General features: G+C 60.2%; 16 protein-coding genes. 8 read left to right on the top strand and 8 right to left on the bottom strand.

What is annotated here, in order from left to right; all coding sequences use genetic code 11:
* Window positions 1–108 precede the first annotated feature (108 nt).
* The 3 genes from C9422_RS29420 to C9422_RS29410 all read left to right on the top strand — a co-directional run bounded on the left by C9422_RS29420 (window position 109) and on the right by C9422_RS29410 (window position 3,759).
* Window positions 109–1,599 carry an aldehyde dehydrogenase gene (locus tag C9422_RS29420; protein WP_116583058.1) on the top strand — a complete coding sequence of 497 codons (1,491 nt, stop codon included), beginning with the start codon at window positions 109–111 and terminating at the stop codon, window positions 1,597–1,599.
* Window positions 1,600–1,651: 52 nt separating this feature from the next.
* The gene (locus tag C9422_RS29415; RefSeq protein ID WP_116583057.1) at window positions 1,652–2,950 is read left to right on the top strand and encodes an FAD-binding oxidoreductase; all 1,299 of its coding nucleotides are present in this window, start codon (window positions 1,652–1,654) and stop codon (window positions 2,948–2,950) included.
* 260 nt (window positions 2,951–3,210) lie between these two features.
* Entirely contained in the window at window positions 3,211–3,759 is a 549-nt protein-coding gene (locus tag C9422_RS29410; RefSeq protein ID WP_007975263.1) for a cupin domain-containing protein, read from the top strand.
* A gap of 75 nt (window positions 3,760–3,834) precedes the next feature.
* Here C9422_RS29410 and C9422_RS29405 read toward each other — a convergent pair whose 3' ends face one another.
* The 4 genes from C9422_RS29405 to C9422_RS29390 all read right to left on the bottom strand — a co-directional run bounded on the left by C9422_RS29405 (window position 3,835) and on the right by C9422_RS29390 (window position 7,821).
* Window positions 3,835–4,974 (bottom strand): merozoite surface protein 3b, encoded by a 1,140-nt coding sequence (locus tag C9422_RS29405; protein ID WP_116583056.1) that lies wholly within the window; start codon window positions 4,972–4,974, stop codon window positions 3,835–3,837.
* A gap of 81 nt (window positions 4,975–5,055) precedes the next feature.
* A complete protein-coding gene (locus C9422_RS29400; RefSeq protein ID WP_116583055.1) occupies window positions 5,056–5,376 on the bottom strand; it encodes a hypothetical protein in 321 nt (106 codons plus the stop codon).
* 58 nt (window positions 5,377–5,434) lie between these two features.
* Window positions 5,435–6,562 carry a DUF6384 family protein gene (locus tag C9422_RS29395; RefSeq protein WP_116583054.1) on the bottom strand — a complete coding sequence of 376 codons (1,128 nt, stop codon included), beginning with the start codon at window positions 6,560–6,562 and terminating at the stop codon, window positions 5,435–5,437.
* A 74-nt stretch (window positions 6,563–6,636) separates the two neighbouring features.
* Window positions 6,637–7,821 carry a DUF6384 family protein gene (locus C9422_RS29390; protein ID WP_133249044.1) on the bottom strand — a complete coding sequence of 395 codons (1,185 nt, stop codon included), beginning with the start codon at window positions 7,819–7,821 and terminating at the stop codon, window positions 6,637–6,639.
* 339 nt (window positions 7,822–8,160) lie between these two features.
* On the opposite strand from C9422_RS29390, the gene C9422_RS29385 reads away from it, so the two are divergent.
* Complete coding sequence (locus C9422_RS29385) at window positions 8,161–8,592, top strand: hypothetical protein (protein ID WP_116583052.1); 432 nt, start codon at window positions 8,161–8,163, stop codon at window positions 8,590–8,592.
* A gap of 77 nt (window positions 8,593–8,669) precedes the next feature.
* Here C9422_RS29385 and C9422_RS29380 read toward each other — a convergent pair whose 3' ends face one another.
* The gene (locus tag C9422_RS29380; RefSeq protein ID WP_116583051.1) at window positions 8,670–8,963 is read right to left on the bottom strand and encodes a fructose-bisphosphate aldolase; all 294 of its coding nucleotides are present in this window, start codon (window positions 8,961–8,963) and stop codon (window positions 8,670–8,672) included.
* A gap of 648 nt (window positions 8,964–9,611) precedes the next feature.
* Between C9422_RS29380 and C9422_RS29370 the strand changes: the two genes are divergently transcribed.
* Entirely contained in the window at window positions 9,612–10,415 is an 804-nt protein-coding gene (locus C9422_RS29370; RefSeq protein ID WP_116583049.1) for a hypothetical protein, read from the top strand.
* Window positions 10,416–10,448: 33 nt separating this feature from the next.
* On the opposite strand, the gene C9422_RS29365 is transcribed toward C9422_RS29370, so the two are convergent.
* The gene (locus C9422_RS29365) at window positions 10,449–11,186 is read right to left on the bottom strand and encodes a hypothetical protein (protein WP_116583048.1); all 738 of its coding nucleotides are present in this window, start codon (window positions 11,184–11,186) and stop codon (window positions 10,449–10,451) included.
* Window positions 11,187–11,376: 190 nt separating this feature from the next.
* Window positions 11,377–11,613 (bottom strand): hypothetical protein, encoded by a 237-nt coding sequence (locus C9422_RS29360; protein WP_116583047.1) that lies wholly within the window; start codon window positions 11,611–11,613, stop codon window positions 11,377–11,379.
* A gap of 341 nt (window positions 11,614–11,954) precedes the next feature.
* Here C9422_RS29360 and C9422_RS29355 point away from each other — a divergent pair, with 341 nt between their 5' ends.
* The 3 genes from C9422_RS29355 to C9422_RS29340 all read left to right on the top strand — a co-directional run bounded on the left by C9422_RS29355 (window position 11,955) and on the right by C9422_RS29340 (window position 15,231).
* Window positions 11,955–12,410 carry an anti-virulence regulator CigR family protein gene (locus C9422_RS29355; protein ID WP_116583046.1) on the top strand — a complete coding sequence of 152 codons (456 nt, stop codon included), beginning with the start codon at window positions 11,955–11,957 and terminating at the stop codon, window positions 12,408–12,410.
* A 98-nt stretch (window positions 12,411–12,508) separates the two neighbouring features.
* Window positions 12,509–13,027: a hypothetical protein gene (locus tag C9422_RS32325; protein ID WP_178082441.1), complete on the top strand. Its 519-nt coding sequence runs from the start codon at window positions 12,509–12,511 to the stop codon at window positions 13,025–13,027.
* 284 nt (window positions 13,028–13,311) lie between these two features.
* A complete protein-coding gene (locus C9422_RS29340) occupies window positions 13,312–15,231 on the top strand; it encodes a tyrosine-protein phosphatase (RefSeq protein WP_116583044.1) in 1,920 nt (639 codons plus the stop codon).
* A gap of 235 nt (window positions 15,232–15,466) precedes the next feature.
* On the opposite strand, the gene C9422_RS29330 is transcribed toward C9422_RS29340, so the two are convergent.
* A complete protein-coding gene (locus C9422_RS29330; protein WP_256590043.1) occupies window positions 15,467–16,414 on the bottom strand; it encodes an AraC family transcriptional regulator in 948 nt (315 codons plus the stop codon).
* Window positions 16,415–16,565: the final 151 nt, after the last annotated feature.

The raw sequence follows: 16,565 nt of genomic DNA, 5'->3' as shown, positions 1-16,565 counted from the left end.
TCAAAAGATCGCAGCCTTCGGCAGCTCCTACAGGGATCGGGTTTCAAGTTTTTGATTGAGGGCATTCAGCCCGACGGTCACCTAATTCCCCTGCGTCGAGTCACAACCATGACAAACACTCGCAGCGATTGGGAGCAACGCTTCCAGTCCCTCTCCATTGAAGGTCGCGCATTCATTGACGGCCAATACTGCGCGGCCGCCAGTGGCGCCACGTTCGAATGCATCAGCCCCGTGGACGGCCGCTTCCTGGCGAACGTCGCGAGCACCGACGAAGCCGACGCCAATGTGGCGGTCGCCGTGGCGCGCCGCACCTTCGAATCCGGTGTGTGGGCCAACCTGGCCCCGGCCGAGCGCAAGCGCATCCTGATCCGTTTCGCCGACCTGATCCTGGCGAACCAGGAAGAGCTGGCCCTGCTCGAAACCCTCGACATGGGCAAGCCGATCAGCGATTCCATGAGCATCGACATTCCGGCGACCGCCAACGCGATCCGCTGGACCGCCGAAGCCATCGACAAGATCTACGACGAAGTCGCCGCCACGCCCCACGATCAACTGGGCCTGGTGACGCGCGAAGCGGCCGGCGTGGTCGCGGCCATCGTGCCGTGGAACTTCCCGCTGATCATGGCCAGCTGGAAATTCGCCCCGGCCCTGGCGATGGGCAACTCGTTCATCCTCAAGCCTTCGGAAAAGTCGCCGCTGACCGCGATCCGCATCGCGCAGCTGGCACTCGATGCCGGCATCCCGAAAGGCGTGTTCAACGTCCTGCCGGGTTACGGCCACACCGTGGGCAAGGCGCTGGCCTTGCACATGGATGTCGACGTGCTGGCCTTCACCGGCTCCACGGCGATTGCCAAGCAGCTGATGATCTACGCCGGGCAAAGCAACATGAAACGCGTCTGGGCCGAAGCCGGGGGCAAGAGCGCGAACGTGGTGTTCGCCGATGCGCCGGATCTGCGCGCGGCAGCACAGGCAGCGGCCAGCGGCATCGCCTTCAACCAGGGCGAAGTCTGCACCGCCGGTTCGCGCCTGCTGGTGGAGCGTTCGATTCGCGAGCAGTTCATGCCATTGCTGGTAGAAGCCTTGCAAGCCTGGAAGCCGGGCCACGCGCTCGATCCTGCGACCACCGTTGGCGCGGTCGTCGACCAGCGTCAACTGGACAACGTGCTGCGCTACATCGGCATCGGCAAGGAGCAGGGCGCCAAACTGATCGCCGGCGGCAGCCGCACCCTCGAAGACACCGGTGGCCAGTACGTGGAACCGACGATTTTCGACGGCGTGACCAACGCCATGACCATCGCCCGGGAAGAAATCTTCGGCCCGGTGCTGTCGGTCATCACCTTCGACACTGCCGAAGAAGCCCTGGCGATTGCCAACGACAGCATCTTCGGCCTGGCCGCCGGCGTCTGGACCCGCAACCTGAGCAAGGCCCACACCTTCGCCCGTGGCCTGCGTGCCGGCAGCGTCTGGGTCAACCAGTACGACGGCGGCGACATGACCGCGCCGTTCGGCGGGTACAAGCAGTCGGGTAACGGTCGGGACAAATCGCTGCATGCGTTCGACAAGTACACCGAACTCAAAGCGACCTGGATCAAGCTCTAACAACAATAAAGCGGCGGTCGCCGGCAACCTGCGGCGGCCATCGGAGAAACTTATGAAACACAGCTCCAGCAATCAACAGCATGTAAACAGCTACTACGCCGCCACCCGCAACTTCACCGGCGATTTCCCGGTGCTGGAAGGGGCGGTGGACTGTGATGTCTGCGTGATCGGCGCCGGCTACACCGGCCTGTCCTCGGCGCTGTTCCTCGCCGAAGCGGGCTACAGCGTGACCGTGCTCGAAGCGGCCAAAGTCGGCTTCGGCGCCAGCGGTCGCAACGGCGGCCAACTGGTCAACTCCTACAGCCGCGACGTCGATGTCATCGAAGAGCGCTACGGCGACAAGACCGCCGAAGTGCTCGGCAGCATGATTTTCGAAGGCGCCGACATCATTCGTCAGCGCATACAGCACTACGACATCCAGTGCGATTACCGTCCCGGCGGCATCTTCGCGGCGATGAACAAGAAGCAACTCAAGGGCCTGGCCGAACAGAAGAAAAGCTGGGAGCGCTACGGCAACAAGAACCTGACACTGCTCGGCGAAGCCGACATCAAGCGCGAAGTGGGTTCCGATGCGTACGTCGGCGGCCTGCTGGACATGCAGGGCGGTCACATTCACCCGCTGAACCTGGCCCTCGGCGAAGCCTCGGCGATCATCGGCCTGGGCGGCAAGATCTACGAGCAATCGGCGGCGGTGGAAATCACCTACGGCGAGCCGATCACCGTGCGCACTGCCAAAGGCGTGGTGAAGGCCAAGTACCTGCTGATCGCGGGTAACGCCTACCTGCCGCAGGGTCTGGATAACCGCGTGACCAGCAAGAGCATGCCGTGCGGTTCGCAGATCGTCGTCACCGAGCCGTTGTCGGAAAAGCAGGCCCGCAGCCTGATCAAGAACAACTACTGCGTCGAAGACTGCAACTACCTGCTCGACTACTACCGCCTGACGGCGGACAACCGCCTGCTGTACGGCGGTGGCGTAGTCTACGGTGCGCGTGAACCGAACGACATCGAGCAACTGATCCGCCCGAAAATCCTCAAGACCTTCCCGCAATTGAAGGATGTGAAGATCGACTACCGCTGGACCGGCAACTTCCTGCTGACCATGTCGCGCATGCCGCAATTCGGCCGTATCGAGAAAAACGCCTACTACATGCAGGGCTACAGCGGCCACGGCGTTACCTGCTCGCACCTGGCCGGCAAACTGATCTCGGAAATGATCCGTGGCGACGCCGAGCGTTTCGACGCGTTTGCCTCCTTGCCGCACATGCCGATGATCGGCGGGCGCACCTTCTCGGCACCGCTGACCGCCATGGGCGCGGTGTACTACTCGCTGCGCGACCGTTTCGGCATCTAAGCTTTACCTCGCCGGCGGCCATCCCCAGGGATGCCGCCGGATTTTTCAAGCACTGCAACCTTTGTAGGAGCTGCCGAAGGCTGCGATCATTTGATATTGCTTTTAAAGATCAAAAGATAGAAGCCTTCGGGAGCTCCGACAGCAACACCCACAAACGTGATTTAATAGCCGCCTTTCACGGTTCAGGGACAGGAGAACGGCAAGATCAGCGCCTGTTTTCCACCCCCATTACCCTTAAGTCGTTCTCACATAAGGCTGTCATGGACACGGGCTCACGACTCAAATTAGTACGCGAAAGCTACAAACTGTCCCAGCGCGAGCTGGCCCGGCGTAGCGGCGTCACCAATGCAACCATCTCCCTGATCGAACAGAATCGGGTCAGTCCTTCCGTCAGCTCCCTGAAGAAACTGCTGGAGGGCATCCCCATGTCCCTGGCCGACTTCTTCACCTTCGATCAGCCACCCCGTGAACACCAGTACGTCTTCCGCGCCAACGAACAGCCCGACCTCGGCCGCCACGGCCTGCGCCTGCTGCTGATCGGCGCGTCCGTACCGAGCCGGCAGATGCGCCTGCTGCGCGAGCAATACGCACCGGGCGCCAGCTCCGGCGAAGAGCCGATCGTGCATTCCGAAGGCGAGGAGTGCGGGCTGGTGACACGGGGTACGGTTGAGTTGACCGTGGATGGCCAGGTGAGTGTGCTGAACGCCGGGGATGGTTATTACTTCCCGACGACCTTGCCGCATCGGTTTCGCAATATCGGGGCGGATGAGGCGGAGATCATCAGCGCGAATACGCCGGCGAACTTCTGATCAGGGTCAGAAACGCTTCATTGGTCGTGGCCAAAGAAATCCGATGCCTGCTCAGGCATCGGATTTTTTATGCCATCAGGCAGCCTTGGTCAAAAGCGCAGCGAATTTACGCTTGGCATCCTCGACTGCGTCGGCAATGTCACGGGCGGCATTGCTCGATTCGGTGCGATAGGTTTCGGTCAGTTCGTTCATGTCGGTCTGGAAGCTCAGGGTCGCATCGGCCAGCGCGCGAACCGAGTCGACCTTGATAGTCGAACCGTAGCTGGCCTTGACTGCCGCTTCAAGTTGCTGATTACCGGTTGCTCCCAGGGCTTCCAGGGCCTTGCCAATACCGTCGGTAGTGGCGTTCAGCGTGTGGGTGGCCTCAGCCAGGCCGCTGTTGCTGGTGAAGGAAACGGCAAGGCCGGTCAGCACGACTTCGTTGGTGGAGAAGAACGAGACCATGCGCTGATACTGGCGCTCCTTGATGACATGCACCTGGTTGATCCGGGCGAAGACCATTTCGGCGGTGTTGTAGCCAACCTTGAGGTCATCGGCGATGTCCTTGACGATCTGGTAGCGCTTGTCTTCGTCTTGCAAGGCGCGAACGGCTTCGTCACGGCGCAGCTCCAGGGCGGCGCGCCGGGCGGGCTCCTGAGCCTCGGCAGCGGTCACTTGAGTATTGGCCTCGTTCAACGCCAGAGTCCGTTGCTCCAGGGCCTTGCCGGCCAAGGCGAGAACCTGCTGGGCATCGACCTCGGCGGCTTTCATGGCCATCCGGAAGTCCATGTAAGCCTCCAGGATCACGGTTTCACGGGCGATCTGGTCGTTGGCCGACTCGCACACCTGAAGGTAGTTCGTGCGGATGTCATTGAAGCGGTCGGGGATGGAGCCACGGCGCAGATTCATCCAGCTCAACTTGAGCTTTTCCGTGGTGTCCAGGCGCCCGTCGTCCATCCACCCGGCCATCGCGGCCGCGTCTTCACGAATCGAGGTGAAACTCTGGGTGATGTCCATGAACCGCGTGGAGATGTCCATGCCCTCGATCTGTTCCCGGACCATGCTATTGAAGGCCGTTGACTGCTGCAGGACCGAAGCGATGGACGTGACTTTAGTGGTGTCGTACTCGGCCACACGGTCCAGAAGCACCAGCACCGGCGCATTCTGCACGGGTTGAAAGAGATTGATGCCGATGGTGCGCAGGCCAGTGAGCGCTCGTTCCAGGTAATTGCTCATCGAATGTCCTTTCGTGATGTTTTCAGTACAAATCAAAATGAGGGACGGCATGCAGGCGCATCCAGCCAGGCGCTGCAAATCCTAACGGGGGCGTTTGCGCCGCAGTTCCTCGTTGCGTTCCTGCATCGCCAGCAGCATCAGTTCGTTCTGGCGGTTGGCCGCATAGTTGATGCGCTTGGCCAGCATGCCGTCCAGCCAGCGCTGGTAGAAGTTGTAAGGGTACTGCTCGGTGCCAAAACCCCGCTCGCGCAGGAATACATAAGCTTCGTTGGCGTTGTAGGCGCTCAGTTTTTCCCGGCATTCCTGGCGTATGTCTTCATAATCTTTTTTTGTTTGCTGCGCAGGTTCTTTCGAGGCCGGAACATCCTGGCGCGATGCCTGATCGTGGCTGGTAAATGTCATTGCATGACCCTTTGAGTATCATTTGAAGTTGGCTGGCAACCCGCATTGGGTGTGACCATCAATACCGCGACCAATAACCTGCCACCTTGAGTCGCTTGATCAGCAGACTGATTTTTTTCTCGGCGGCGTCCGAGTCGCCACGCTTTAAATCCGCCTCGATATCGTGGATGTTCCCCTGCAATTCAGTGCGTACTTCATTGGGAATCGATGGGTCTTCCACGCGCCTTTTCACGGTGTAGTAACGCGAGGTCTGGAGCTTGAGCAGATCGGTGGTAGCGAACAGTTCGCTACCGAGGTCCATTTTGCTGGCGAACGCGGCCTGGAAGCTGTCATAGTCGTCAACGCGTGCCAGTTGCTGGTCGAGTTCAGCCAGGCGGTCATCCAGGCCGCTCGATTGTGCAATCGCGGCTGCCCGACCCGGATCCTGGAGCATTGCCTTGATCCCCTGGCGTATGTTGAGAACCCCGCTTGCGTATCCCATGTCTCTCTCTGCTGCGTACAGTGCGCGGTTGATCCTGAGTTTTTCCTGCTCCAGCGCCTCGACTTGTGGTGCGAGAGTGTCCACGTTGTCGCGGGTAATCGGTTCGGCTTGACCGATGTCCGTGCGTATATCGCCTACCGGCAGTGTTTGTTCGGCGCGATGAAGCAGCCGGCTGGCGTTTGCGTCCGGCTCTGCTGCATTCCTTCTCAGCAAATCCACCAGCTTTTTGCGCTGAACGTCCAGTTGTTTGGATGTTTCGTTTAGATCCTGCCGCAGGATGTAGGCAGCGTTGGTGACTTCGCGCACTTTTGTATTGGAATCAATAGTGGAATTGCAACTCTGAACCAGCGTGGTGATCCCTGCCGCCAGCGCCACCGCGATCACCCATCGCCGCGAGAATAATTTTTTTCCATGCAGGGACAACAGAGGGCGATTGGCAAGCGTGCGGACCAGCCAGGTGTCGAAGCTGTTGAGCTGCGGGAGTTCAAACATCAGGCGATGGGCGAAGAATTGATGAACACCTTGCTCGATCAGCTCATCATCGAATTCAAGATTGTTGCTTTGATAGTAAGCGCGGATGTGTCCGGCGATGTCCGCACGACGCCGTGGAAGGTCGAGGTGTTCCTGAACCTGTTTCTGTTGATGGCGCAACTCATCGACCAGTGCCATCGCCCCCATTTGATCGGTGAGTGAAATGTTGCTCATCGAGTCTCCTTTCGTGATGTATTCAGTACCGGTCGAAACCAGGTGTTTGGACTGCAGCGGTACTTTTTGCGGATCTAGCTGCGTGCCTGCGTCGACACGACTGCCCGCTCTGTGATGTGGTTGCGTTCAGTTTGACCGAAGCGAGTGCGGTAGCCGGCGCTTTTCGTGGTTTCAATCAACGCATTGATCTTCTTCTCCGCGGCATCTGCGTCGCTTCTTTCGAGGTCGGCCTCGATCTGGCTGCTGATCCTGTCCAGTTCCCGGCGGATATCACTCGGGATGGACTGGGACGCAAGGAGGCTTTTCAGTTCCTTGTAGCGACGGGTCTGGAGCTGTAGCAAGTCTGTGCCGGACAGGTCACGCCCCAACTCACTGTAGGTCGAATAGGCATCATCGTAAGTGGTCTGATTGTCGACGCGTTCGAGCAACTGATCGAGTTCAGCCAAGCGTTGATCCAGGTTGCTGGATTGCTTGATGGCTGCTGCCCGATTCGGGTCCTGCAGCATCTGCGTGATCCCAAGGCGAATCCACAGGACTCCCCGGGCCAGCTTCAGGTTTTCCTGTACAGCGGGGAGGGCGCCCCAGATCGCGTCCCGTTTCACATGGAGTGAATCGAGCTCTGACAAGAGGGCATCCACGTTGTCGCGAGTCACCGGTCCGGCGATATTGATGTTTGTCCGGATATCGCCCGCAGGGAGAGCGTTTTGTGCGCGCTGAAGAAGGCGACTGACGGTTTCGTCCGGTTTTTCGGCGTTGCTTTTCTGCAATTGCTGCAGTTCAGCGCGCACCTTCTCTACTTGCCTGTAAAGCTCGTCGTAACTTTGGTCGATACCGATGGAGTCAAGGGTAACGTTTTTAAGTTTCTCCTGATAATCAATAAAGCTGCTGCAGCGCTGGATCAGCAGGGCGACCGCTGCCAGTACAGCCAGCTTGATCAGCCGTCGCCGAGGGAGCAGCGCCTTGATGCGACTGCGCTTGAGGTCACGGTTGGTCAGGTTTTTGACCAGCCAGGCATCGAAGCCTGTGAGTTGCGGCTCATCGAAAGCCAGGCGCCAGGAGAAGAATTGGTGAACGCCTTGCTCGACCAGGTCATCATCGAAGGCGATGTTATTGCTCTGGTAATAGGCGCGAATACGCTTCTGGATTTCCGCACGGCGTCGCGGCAGATCGAGATGATCCTGGACATGCCTTTGCTGACGACGCAGTTCATCGACAAAGGCCATGGCTGCCATGTGCTCTGAGAGTGGAATGCTGCTCATCAGGCGCAGGCCTTGTGCGGGTGACCCTGGCCATGGTGTCTGATGTTGTTGCAGCCGGTATGGGTGTGCCCGTCAGGTGCCCGCAAAACAGCAACGATCAGTCTCATTACACACGTCCTTGATAAGCCAGGAAACAGCCAGGCATTGATTGATTTCGGTTGTTGGTTGGGGGTGATGTCATGTCGACATCAAATTATACGGAAGTTCCAAGGCAGCGTATTGAATTTAGCGCCGGAACTTTTCGCGAGATTGATGTCAATTTGATGGCGTGTGATGCGCCGAAATACTCAGGGGTCAATCAGTGTCAGGCTGTTTCCTGACAAATCATGGATGTGTGCGATGAAAAGCCTGGTTGCGGTGTTTTTGATGTTCGTCCTTGGTGGGCAGGCTTATGCGGGGTGCTCCGGTATCAGCAACAATGACCAGCGCAAGTTGTGTGAAGCCAGGACAAACGGTGGCAGTTGCGGGAGCATCGACGACCGGGATCTGCGCTACACCTGCAATGCCGAAACGGGGCACGGCAGTTGTGGCAGCATCGATGACAGCGACCAACGCAAATTGTGCGAAGCCAGGACAAACGGTGGCAGTTGCGGGAGCATCGACGACCGGGATCTGCGCTACCTGTGCAATGCGGAAACGGGTCATGGCGGTTGCGGCAGCATCGATGACAGCGACCAGCGCAAACTGTGTGAAGCCAAAACAAACGGCGGCAGTTGCGGCAGTATCGATAACAACGACCTGCGCAATCAGTGTGACGCGCTCAAGCGCTGATTGAATGGTTCATCAGTCAAGGAATCCAGCCCCGATGCCTGAGAATGGACATCGGGGTTCTTACGCCTCAGAGGGGATCACTGCTCTTTGGGCAACTCAAACCCCCGCTGCTCGATTACCCCAAACACATCCCGTACATCCTGCAGCAGAATCCGCGAAATGTTGGTCACGGTATTGATGTCGTTTTCGGCGTAGTCGGGGAGGCTGGTGCAGGCCATGAGGTTGAGGTATTGCAGGACGGCGTTGAGGCGTTCGGCGACGCAGTTGTGGAGTTCGCGCAGCGGGGCGTCGTTGTCGATGAGGAGGACGGGGTAGCTGGTGGCGATTTGTTTCATGGGGGTGAAGCGGCGATCCGGACTGTTGGTCGTCATAAGTAAAACTTCCTCGTATCTGTAAGAAGAGCTACTCCCGGTCGCTGCGAATCGAATGGGGTGGTAGCCATGTGCGGGTTCGCAGACCGAGGATACGAGGAACCCGGCAGACCCGAAGATCTCCCACACACAGCCACCATAAAGCGACACGCGGGCGCAGATGCGACCGTCATCGGATTGATGGACTGCAAGGTTACTACACGTATCTACAGGGCTGCGAAACCCTGTCGCCAATTCAAGTCAGCGACGGGCGCACATTAGGCGTCGATTTCCAGCGCTGCAACCGGCCTGTAGGACGCCCAATACCCCCTGTGGCGAGGGAGCTCGCTCCCGTTCGGCGGCTCCGCCGCCGTAAAACCGGGCACTGCAATGCGTCTGAGGAAATGAGTTGCAAGGGATGAGGGCCGCTTCGCAGCCCGGCGGGAGCAAGCTCCCTCGCCACAAAGGGGCAAGTCCTACAAATTAATCAGACGTCAACATTGAACGTTCGTCGGATGGCGGGTTGCTACCATCGCAATTGCCAGCCGATATCAACACGGCTGCTAAGCTTGGTCGTTGCAGTGCCCGAGCCCCGTTCCTGCTCGCGCTGCAAGGGTAATCACGGAGTACGACATCCATTCCTGTCGGCAACCTGCACGGAGGCAGGCGATGGTGATCATGAGCATGGCCGATTCGACGGCGGCGGGGGTTCCCGAGCCGCTCGATCGGGAAGAAATCGAGCGGGTGCTGGCGCTGTTGCTGGTCAGCCCGTTGTTTGCCAAGTCCAGGCGCATGGGCAGTCTGTTGCGCTTTCTGGTCGAGCATGACCTTCAGGCGTGCAAAACGCCGCTGACCGAACACGCCATCGGCATCGCGGTGTTTCGTCGTGACCCGGCAGTGTATTGCACGGGCGACGATCCGGTGGTGCGAGTGCAGGTGGGGCGCTTGCGGCGCAAGCTCGCAGCGCATTACGCCGGCAACGGCCAGCAGGACCCGGTGCGCTTCAGCATCCCACCCGGGTGTTATCGCTTGACCTACCAGCGGCTGCGGCCCAAGGGCGTCGGCACGCGCCATCCTGTGGTCCAGATCCAGCCGTTTACCTGCCTCACCCGCGATGGCAATGACTTTGCCCGAGGCTTGTGCGAGGAGTTGAGTTGCCGCCTGTTCGAGTCGTTCGAGCAGGCGCAGACCGGGACCAATCATGTGTTGATGCGGATGGCACGCAACAGTGAGCCGGTAGCGGACTTCAAGCGTGGCGGGCGTTACAGCTATTGCCTGGAGGGCAGCGTGCGGGTCGAGCCTTCGCGGGTGCGCGCGTCATTGCGCCTGGTGGATGTGGCGCAGGGGCGGATTCGCTGGTCGGCGCAGTTCGATCGTGATCGACCCTATGGCATCGCCACCCAGGAGGACCTCGCGCAGTCGATCTGTCGCTCGCTGACGGGCTACTTCGCCACGGCGGTTAAAGAGAAGTGAAAGGGCAACCGCAAGGTTGCCCCGGGATGACGGTTACACGGTTTTCCACTGACCGCCTTCGTAAAGGCGACCTGCGGTGTTATCGAACGTCAGGTCGATTTCGATCGCCTTGGAGCGTGAGGTACTGAACATGGTGCTGGTCTGCACGTTCTGTTCGAACCACACGAGGATGGTTTCCACCGGCGTCAGCACGGTATTGCCGGTGACGACCTGGTTTACGGCCACGTAGATTGGCGTACTGACCTGATTGCCATCAATGCCGGTGGACAACTGGTTGACCCCCGGATGAATCGGCGCGTAGTCGTTCACGAAAGTCAGGGAAATGTCCGGACCACCGGTTACCGCCTGGCTCAGCAGGCCACTTTCATCAAGTGTCGAGGTTTGCCCCAGGCCAATGTTGACGATGTTGGTCGAGACTTTGACTTGCACGTTTTCCTTGAACACGTTGGAGGCGAACAGCTGATACTGCGGCGTCCAGCTGAACTCGTTGTTGCTCAGGTAGGCGTCATAGGACTGCCAGACCACGTTGTAGTCGGCGTCACCCACTTTCTTGGCAAAGCACAGCTTGTAGCCGGACTTCTTCAGCAGCGTCAGGTCGCCGGGGGCGATTTCGATGGTGACGGTTTTTTGCGAAGCCGCCAGGGCCGACCTCAGTACCCGGCCGTAATCCGACGCCTTCAGTTGCGTTGCACCCATGATTGATTTGACGGCTTCTTGCACATCATTGTGAAGCTGCTGGCTCTGTTGGCTGACAGCGATTGATTTGCTCATGGTTTCCCTCTTCCTTGGTGGTGTGTTGGGCAAACAATGGGCTGCTGGCGCTTGGCGCTGCAGACCATTGACGGCTTCACTCTAGGAGCGAGGGGCAGGGCGGCTAAGTGTCTTGGTGTTACAAGCGGGTATCGGGGTTGTATCAGGGGCCGGGTCAGCGGGGCAGCCGATCGGCCGCCCCGCCTTGACCTCAGGCGGCCCGGGCATCGGCCCAGACGAAGTTCCAGCTGGTGCGTTTACCCTTGGCGATCTCGATCAGCGTGTTCTCGTACACCGTGTGATTGACCACGCCGGTGTAGGTCAGGGTGCGGGCGGCATTGGTCCCGGTGACCTCGCCCGGCGTGCCGCCCGACTCGACCATGGCTTTTTTCATGTCGGCATCCGACGGGGCGCTGCTCTGGTTTTTTTCCACTTTGACGAAACTCATGATTCACCTCTTCCGTGATGGGGGATCGGTGCCAGCGTGCCGACAAGTCGACGACCCTGTTCCACACCGACGGCCATACTCTATTGGCCCATTCGGCGGCGCAGAAGTGACAACTGCGGCGCTGAGGTAACAATCGCGAAACAGCGCCACGCGTTGACGTATCTGCGACGTATCAAGCGGGGTGAGCGTTTCGGGGTGGGAGGGGTGAGAACCGGCCGGGTCGCAGGGGCCGCTTCGCAGCCCGGCGGGAGCAAGCTCCCTCGCCACGATGACTCGATGGAACCAACATCGAAAATGGCGTCTAAATTTCAGGGAACATTCCCGCTACGAAGGAACGACTCATGAACAAGTCTCGATCGTTGATTGCAGCAATCACCTGCCTGGCCCTGGTCAGCGGCTCGGTGACTGCGCTGGCTGACCCAGGAAACGGCCAGGGCAACAACAAGGCCAGCCATGGCAACCAGGGCAACCAGGGCAGTCATGGCAACAAGAACAAGAATTCCGGCGGCGGGGACTGGAGTCATGGCCCCAGCATCAATCGCAGCAGCGTGCTCGAGATCGTTGGCGCCAACACGGGCTACTGGAGCCCCGGGCCTGCCTTGCCACCGGGTATTCAAAAGAACCTTGCCCGAGGCAAGCCGCTTCCACCGGGCATTGCCAAAAAACTGGATGGCCGGCTGGTCGGCAGGTTGCCCCACTATGACGGTTACGAGTGGCAGCAAGTCGGCACGGATCTGATCCTGGTCGCGTTGGCCACCGGGCTCGTTTATGAAATTCTCAATGGTGTGTTCGATTGAGGTGTGAGTGGACTTCCAGCCGCCTGTCGTCGGGCTGGAACTGTTTGAGGGATATCGCGTCATAGGTCACGCGATATCAACCACCTACGGAAGCAATCATGCTTTTCAAAAACAAGAGTCTCGTTGCTGTAATGTCATGCGCCATGATGCTTGCAGCCGCCCCATTGCTGCCTGATGGCCTGTCGATCATGGGTTCTGCCTACGCGAAAGACGGCGGTGGCGGTGGCGGTGGAAACGGTGGTGGCGGCGGTGGAAACGGCGGTGGTAATGGCGGCGGAAACGGTGGAGGCCACGGCGGCGGAAACGGCGCAGGCCACGGCGGCGGCATGGGTGGCGGACACGCCGGCACAGGCCACTCCGGCAGCAACGGCCGCGGCAACGGGCTGGACAGCGACCATGCCGGCAAATCCGTGCGCGACCATGGCCTGAGCGGCAACCACTACGGCAGTGAGCGCAACGATGACAACGGTCACGGCACCACGACCTCAGGCATCGCCCATTCCAAGGATACTCGCGGCCTCTCCAAGGCCGGGGCTATCTCGGCCTCGACGCCGGGTGAGCACAACACCAAAGGCTTGAGTAAAGCCGGGCTGTCGACCTCGAAAAAAACCCATTGAGTTCACAGCAGTAGCGAGCCGTTTCAGAAAAGCCAAAAACCCGCTGAAAGGCAGGTTTTTTGCGTCCGGCATTTGATCGCCCGACATTGCGCAGCACGTTTCCCTCCCGGCCTGTCATGGGTTTTCGGCACTGAAGCCGGCCGCACACCAGGCCATGCACGGACAGAAAACGAGCCAACCGGACACATCGCGCAGTGATTTGCGTTTGCAGGCGATTTGTCATGTTCAGCGTCAATTCAATGTAGATATTGGTCAGCCCAACGTGATTCCAATGAGGCTGCCCTGTGTTCCAACGACTTGTGTGTTCGCTGTCTGTTTTGAGCCTGTCCATCGCTGCCGCCCAGGCGGCCGAGACGGTCCCCCTCAACACCCCACGCCTGAAGAGCATCGACAACTTCCGCGATTTCGCCGGTCTCACCACGGCGTACACCACAGCCAACGACGGCACGATGCGTGGCGGGGTGTTTTACCGCTCCAACGCGTTGACCCCGTCGGCGGCGGACCTGGCGACCCTCAACGGCCTGGGCATCAAGGCGGTCTATGACCTGCGCACGCCCACCGAGATCGCCGCCACACCCGACACCATGCTCACGGGCGCGACCTACAGCAACATCGACATCATCGGCGGCTCCACGTCTGGCGCCAACGTCACCAACGTCGCGTTCCACAGTGCCGCCGAAGCCACCGCGATGATGCAGGACACCAACCGTGATTTCGTACGGAACGCGGGGATGCGCAGCGAGTTCAACCAGCTGTTCAATGAACTGGCCGCGGTCGACGGTGCCGCGCTGTTCCATTGCACCGCCGGCAAGGACCGCACGGGCTGGACCGCCGCTGTGCTGCAAAGTATCGCCGGGCTCGACGATGCCACCATCATGAGCAACTACCTGGCCACCAACGACTACACCGCCGCGCGTATCAAGGCGACCCTGGCGGCGATGCCACCGGGCATGGCGACCATCTATGGGCCGCTGATCGGTGTGGAGGCCAGTTACCTGCAAGCCGGGCTGGACCAGGTGACCGCGCAGTACGGCACGATGGATAACTACCTCAAGCAAGGCCTCGGCCTGTCCCAGGAAACCATCTATGTGCTGCGCGGCAAGATGGTGTTCTACAACAGCCTGCCGGGCGCGGCGGACCTGGCCGGCAACGCCGCGGCCGGCGGGCAGCTGTTGCAACAACTGCAGAACAGCAACCTGTCGGGCACCTACAGCGCCTACAACTACTACCTGCAATCGGCCATCGATGCGCGCAGCCTCGGCGGCGTCGAGTCCACCGTTGGCGGCCAGGTGCATGCCGACGCGGCCAGCTACCTGCTGCGCCAGGGCGCGATGATCGATCAGGCCGCTGCGCCCTTCACCAGTGGCACCGACCTCAAGACCGGGCAATATCGCCTGTGGAGCACCGCCTTGGCGGGGTATCTGGGCACCGACGGCTCCTCTCAGGCCTCCAGCAGCAATGAGCATAGCCAGGGCATGATGATTGGCCTGACCCAACGCTTTTCCGAACAGCTCAGCGCCCATGCCGGCTTCGGCTACAGCCGCGGCAATGTCGGTGGCGCCGGTGGCGAGGCCGATACCGACCTGACCTTCTTCAGCGTCGGTGCCCGCTTTGCACCGAACGGTCTGGAGCGCGGCCTGTTTGTGGATGCCGACGCCAGCGCCGGTTATCTCGATTACGAGAGCAAGCGCGAACTCGGCGGCGGCCTGGGCACGGCCAAGGGCGACAGCCATGGCAACCTCACCGGCGCGACCCTGGCCGTGGGCTACCGGGTTCCGGTGAACGGCGTGACCCTCGAGCCAAGCCTCGGTGTGCGGGTCAGCCACGTCAATCTGTCGGGCTTCCAGGAAAAAGGCAGTGAGCTGGCGCTGGACGTCGATGGCATCCACGAGACCCGCAAGAGCGCGGTGGCCAACCTCAACGCATCCTTTGCACCGGTCAGCCTGGGCGCCTGGCAACTGGTGCCGGGGGTGCAAGTGGGCTACGAGCATGTGCTGGGCGACGCTGAAGTCGACAGCGAAGGGCACCTGCTGGGGCTGGACATCGAGCAACAGGCCGCCTTCGACAACCGTGACCAGTTCACCGGTGGCGTCAACGTCATGGCCAACCTGGGGCCGTGGAGCGTGGGGGCAGAAATCGGCGCCAGCGGTGGCGGCGACAGCCATGGCTTCAATGGCGGGCTGAAGGCCAGCTATCTGTTCTGACGATCAGTCAAGGCAAGCTGTGGGAGCGGGCTCGCGATAGTGATTTGACCGGCAATATTGATATTGAGTCTTCCGGCCACTTCGCGAGCAAGCCCGCTCCCACAGGTTGTGTGTCGTGCCCGGATCATGTGGCAAGCACAAAACATTGTGGGAGCGGGCTTGCCCGCGAAGAGGCCATGTCAGTCGACAGGGATGTTGAATGTCACTCCACCTTCGCGAGCGCTCCCGTAACCCCTCAATGGGTCGCCATCGGCCGAGTTCGCACACCCTTTCTCACGTCTGCTGGACTGATGCCGTAGGCGCTCTGGAAATACTGGCAAAACCGCCCGACGTTGCTGAAGCCGTATTGCAAGGCCACGTCTGTCACCGACGGCGCCGCCCCCTGGGACAGCGCGGCAAAGGCGCGCTCCAGGCGTACCTGGCGCTGATAGGCAACGATCGAAGTGCCCATGAAGCGCTGAAAACCTTCCTGCAAGGCGCGCAGGCTGACATGGGTCAGTTGCGCCAGCTCCGTGCCGCTGGCCAGGTGGTCGGGGTGCGCCTGGATGTACTCGACCGCCAGCTTCACATGCCGTGGCGCTATCAGTGGGGAGGGGCGCCGGAGGGCTTCGGTGAAGTTGTGCGGCCAGGTTTCCAGCACTGCATCGACCAGCATTTCGCGAAGGCGCGAAGGCATCAGCGAACCGCTGTTGATCAGCAGGTCGAACTCGCTGCCCGTGGCCAGGTCGATCAATGCCCGGATGCCCTGCAAGGCCGATGCCTGCAGATCCACCACCGGTTCGAACTGCACCTTTTGCAGAATGGGTTTGCCCAGCAACGTCGACAGGCGCTCGGTGATCAGCCGACGGCTGATCGAAATCCCGTGCTGTGCGTGGTTATCGACAAAGCGCGCCGAGCGGACCTCGGCCTTGTCGATCGCCAGGCCGATCTGCGAGAACCCTACCGACTCGGTGACATGGTTGAAGATGATCTTGCCGGCGGTAGGAATGACGAAAGTGATTTCATCCATAGGCGCGGGAAAATCCACGGTGAAGTCGCCGCGATAGTGCATGCGCCGAAAACTGACACCTTCGTGCCGGCCGTAGACCCCGCCGATGATGATGTTTTTCGGCGGCGGCGCCGAGTCGGCATACAGGTTGCCGAACAGGTTCGAGAACAACGCGCCGAAGTCGTCGCAGCTCATGTCGTTGGACCTGATGATGATTTGCTTGCGCGTCGTGCTTGCGTACACCTGAAGGGTCACCTTGAGCGGATGGGCAAAGCCCTGGTACAGGGAGCTGGCGATCGGAGATCGAGCGGATGCGGTTCGGGAAAGCGTCAGGACGTTATCAGTG

The organism is Pseudomonas sp. B1(2018) (assembly GCF_003097365.1).
Lineage (GTDB): Bacteria > Pseudomonadota > Gammaproteobacteria > Pseudomonadales > Pseudomonadaceae > Aquipseudomonas > Aquipseudomonas laurylsulfatiphila.
Note: the sequence above shows the minus strand (reverse complement) of the source record. Positions and strands in the feature narration are given on the sequence as shown.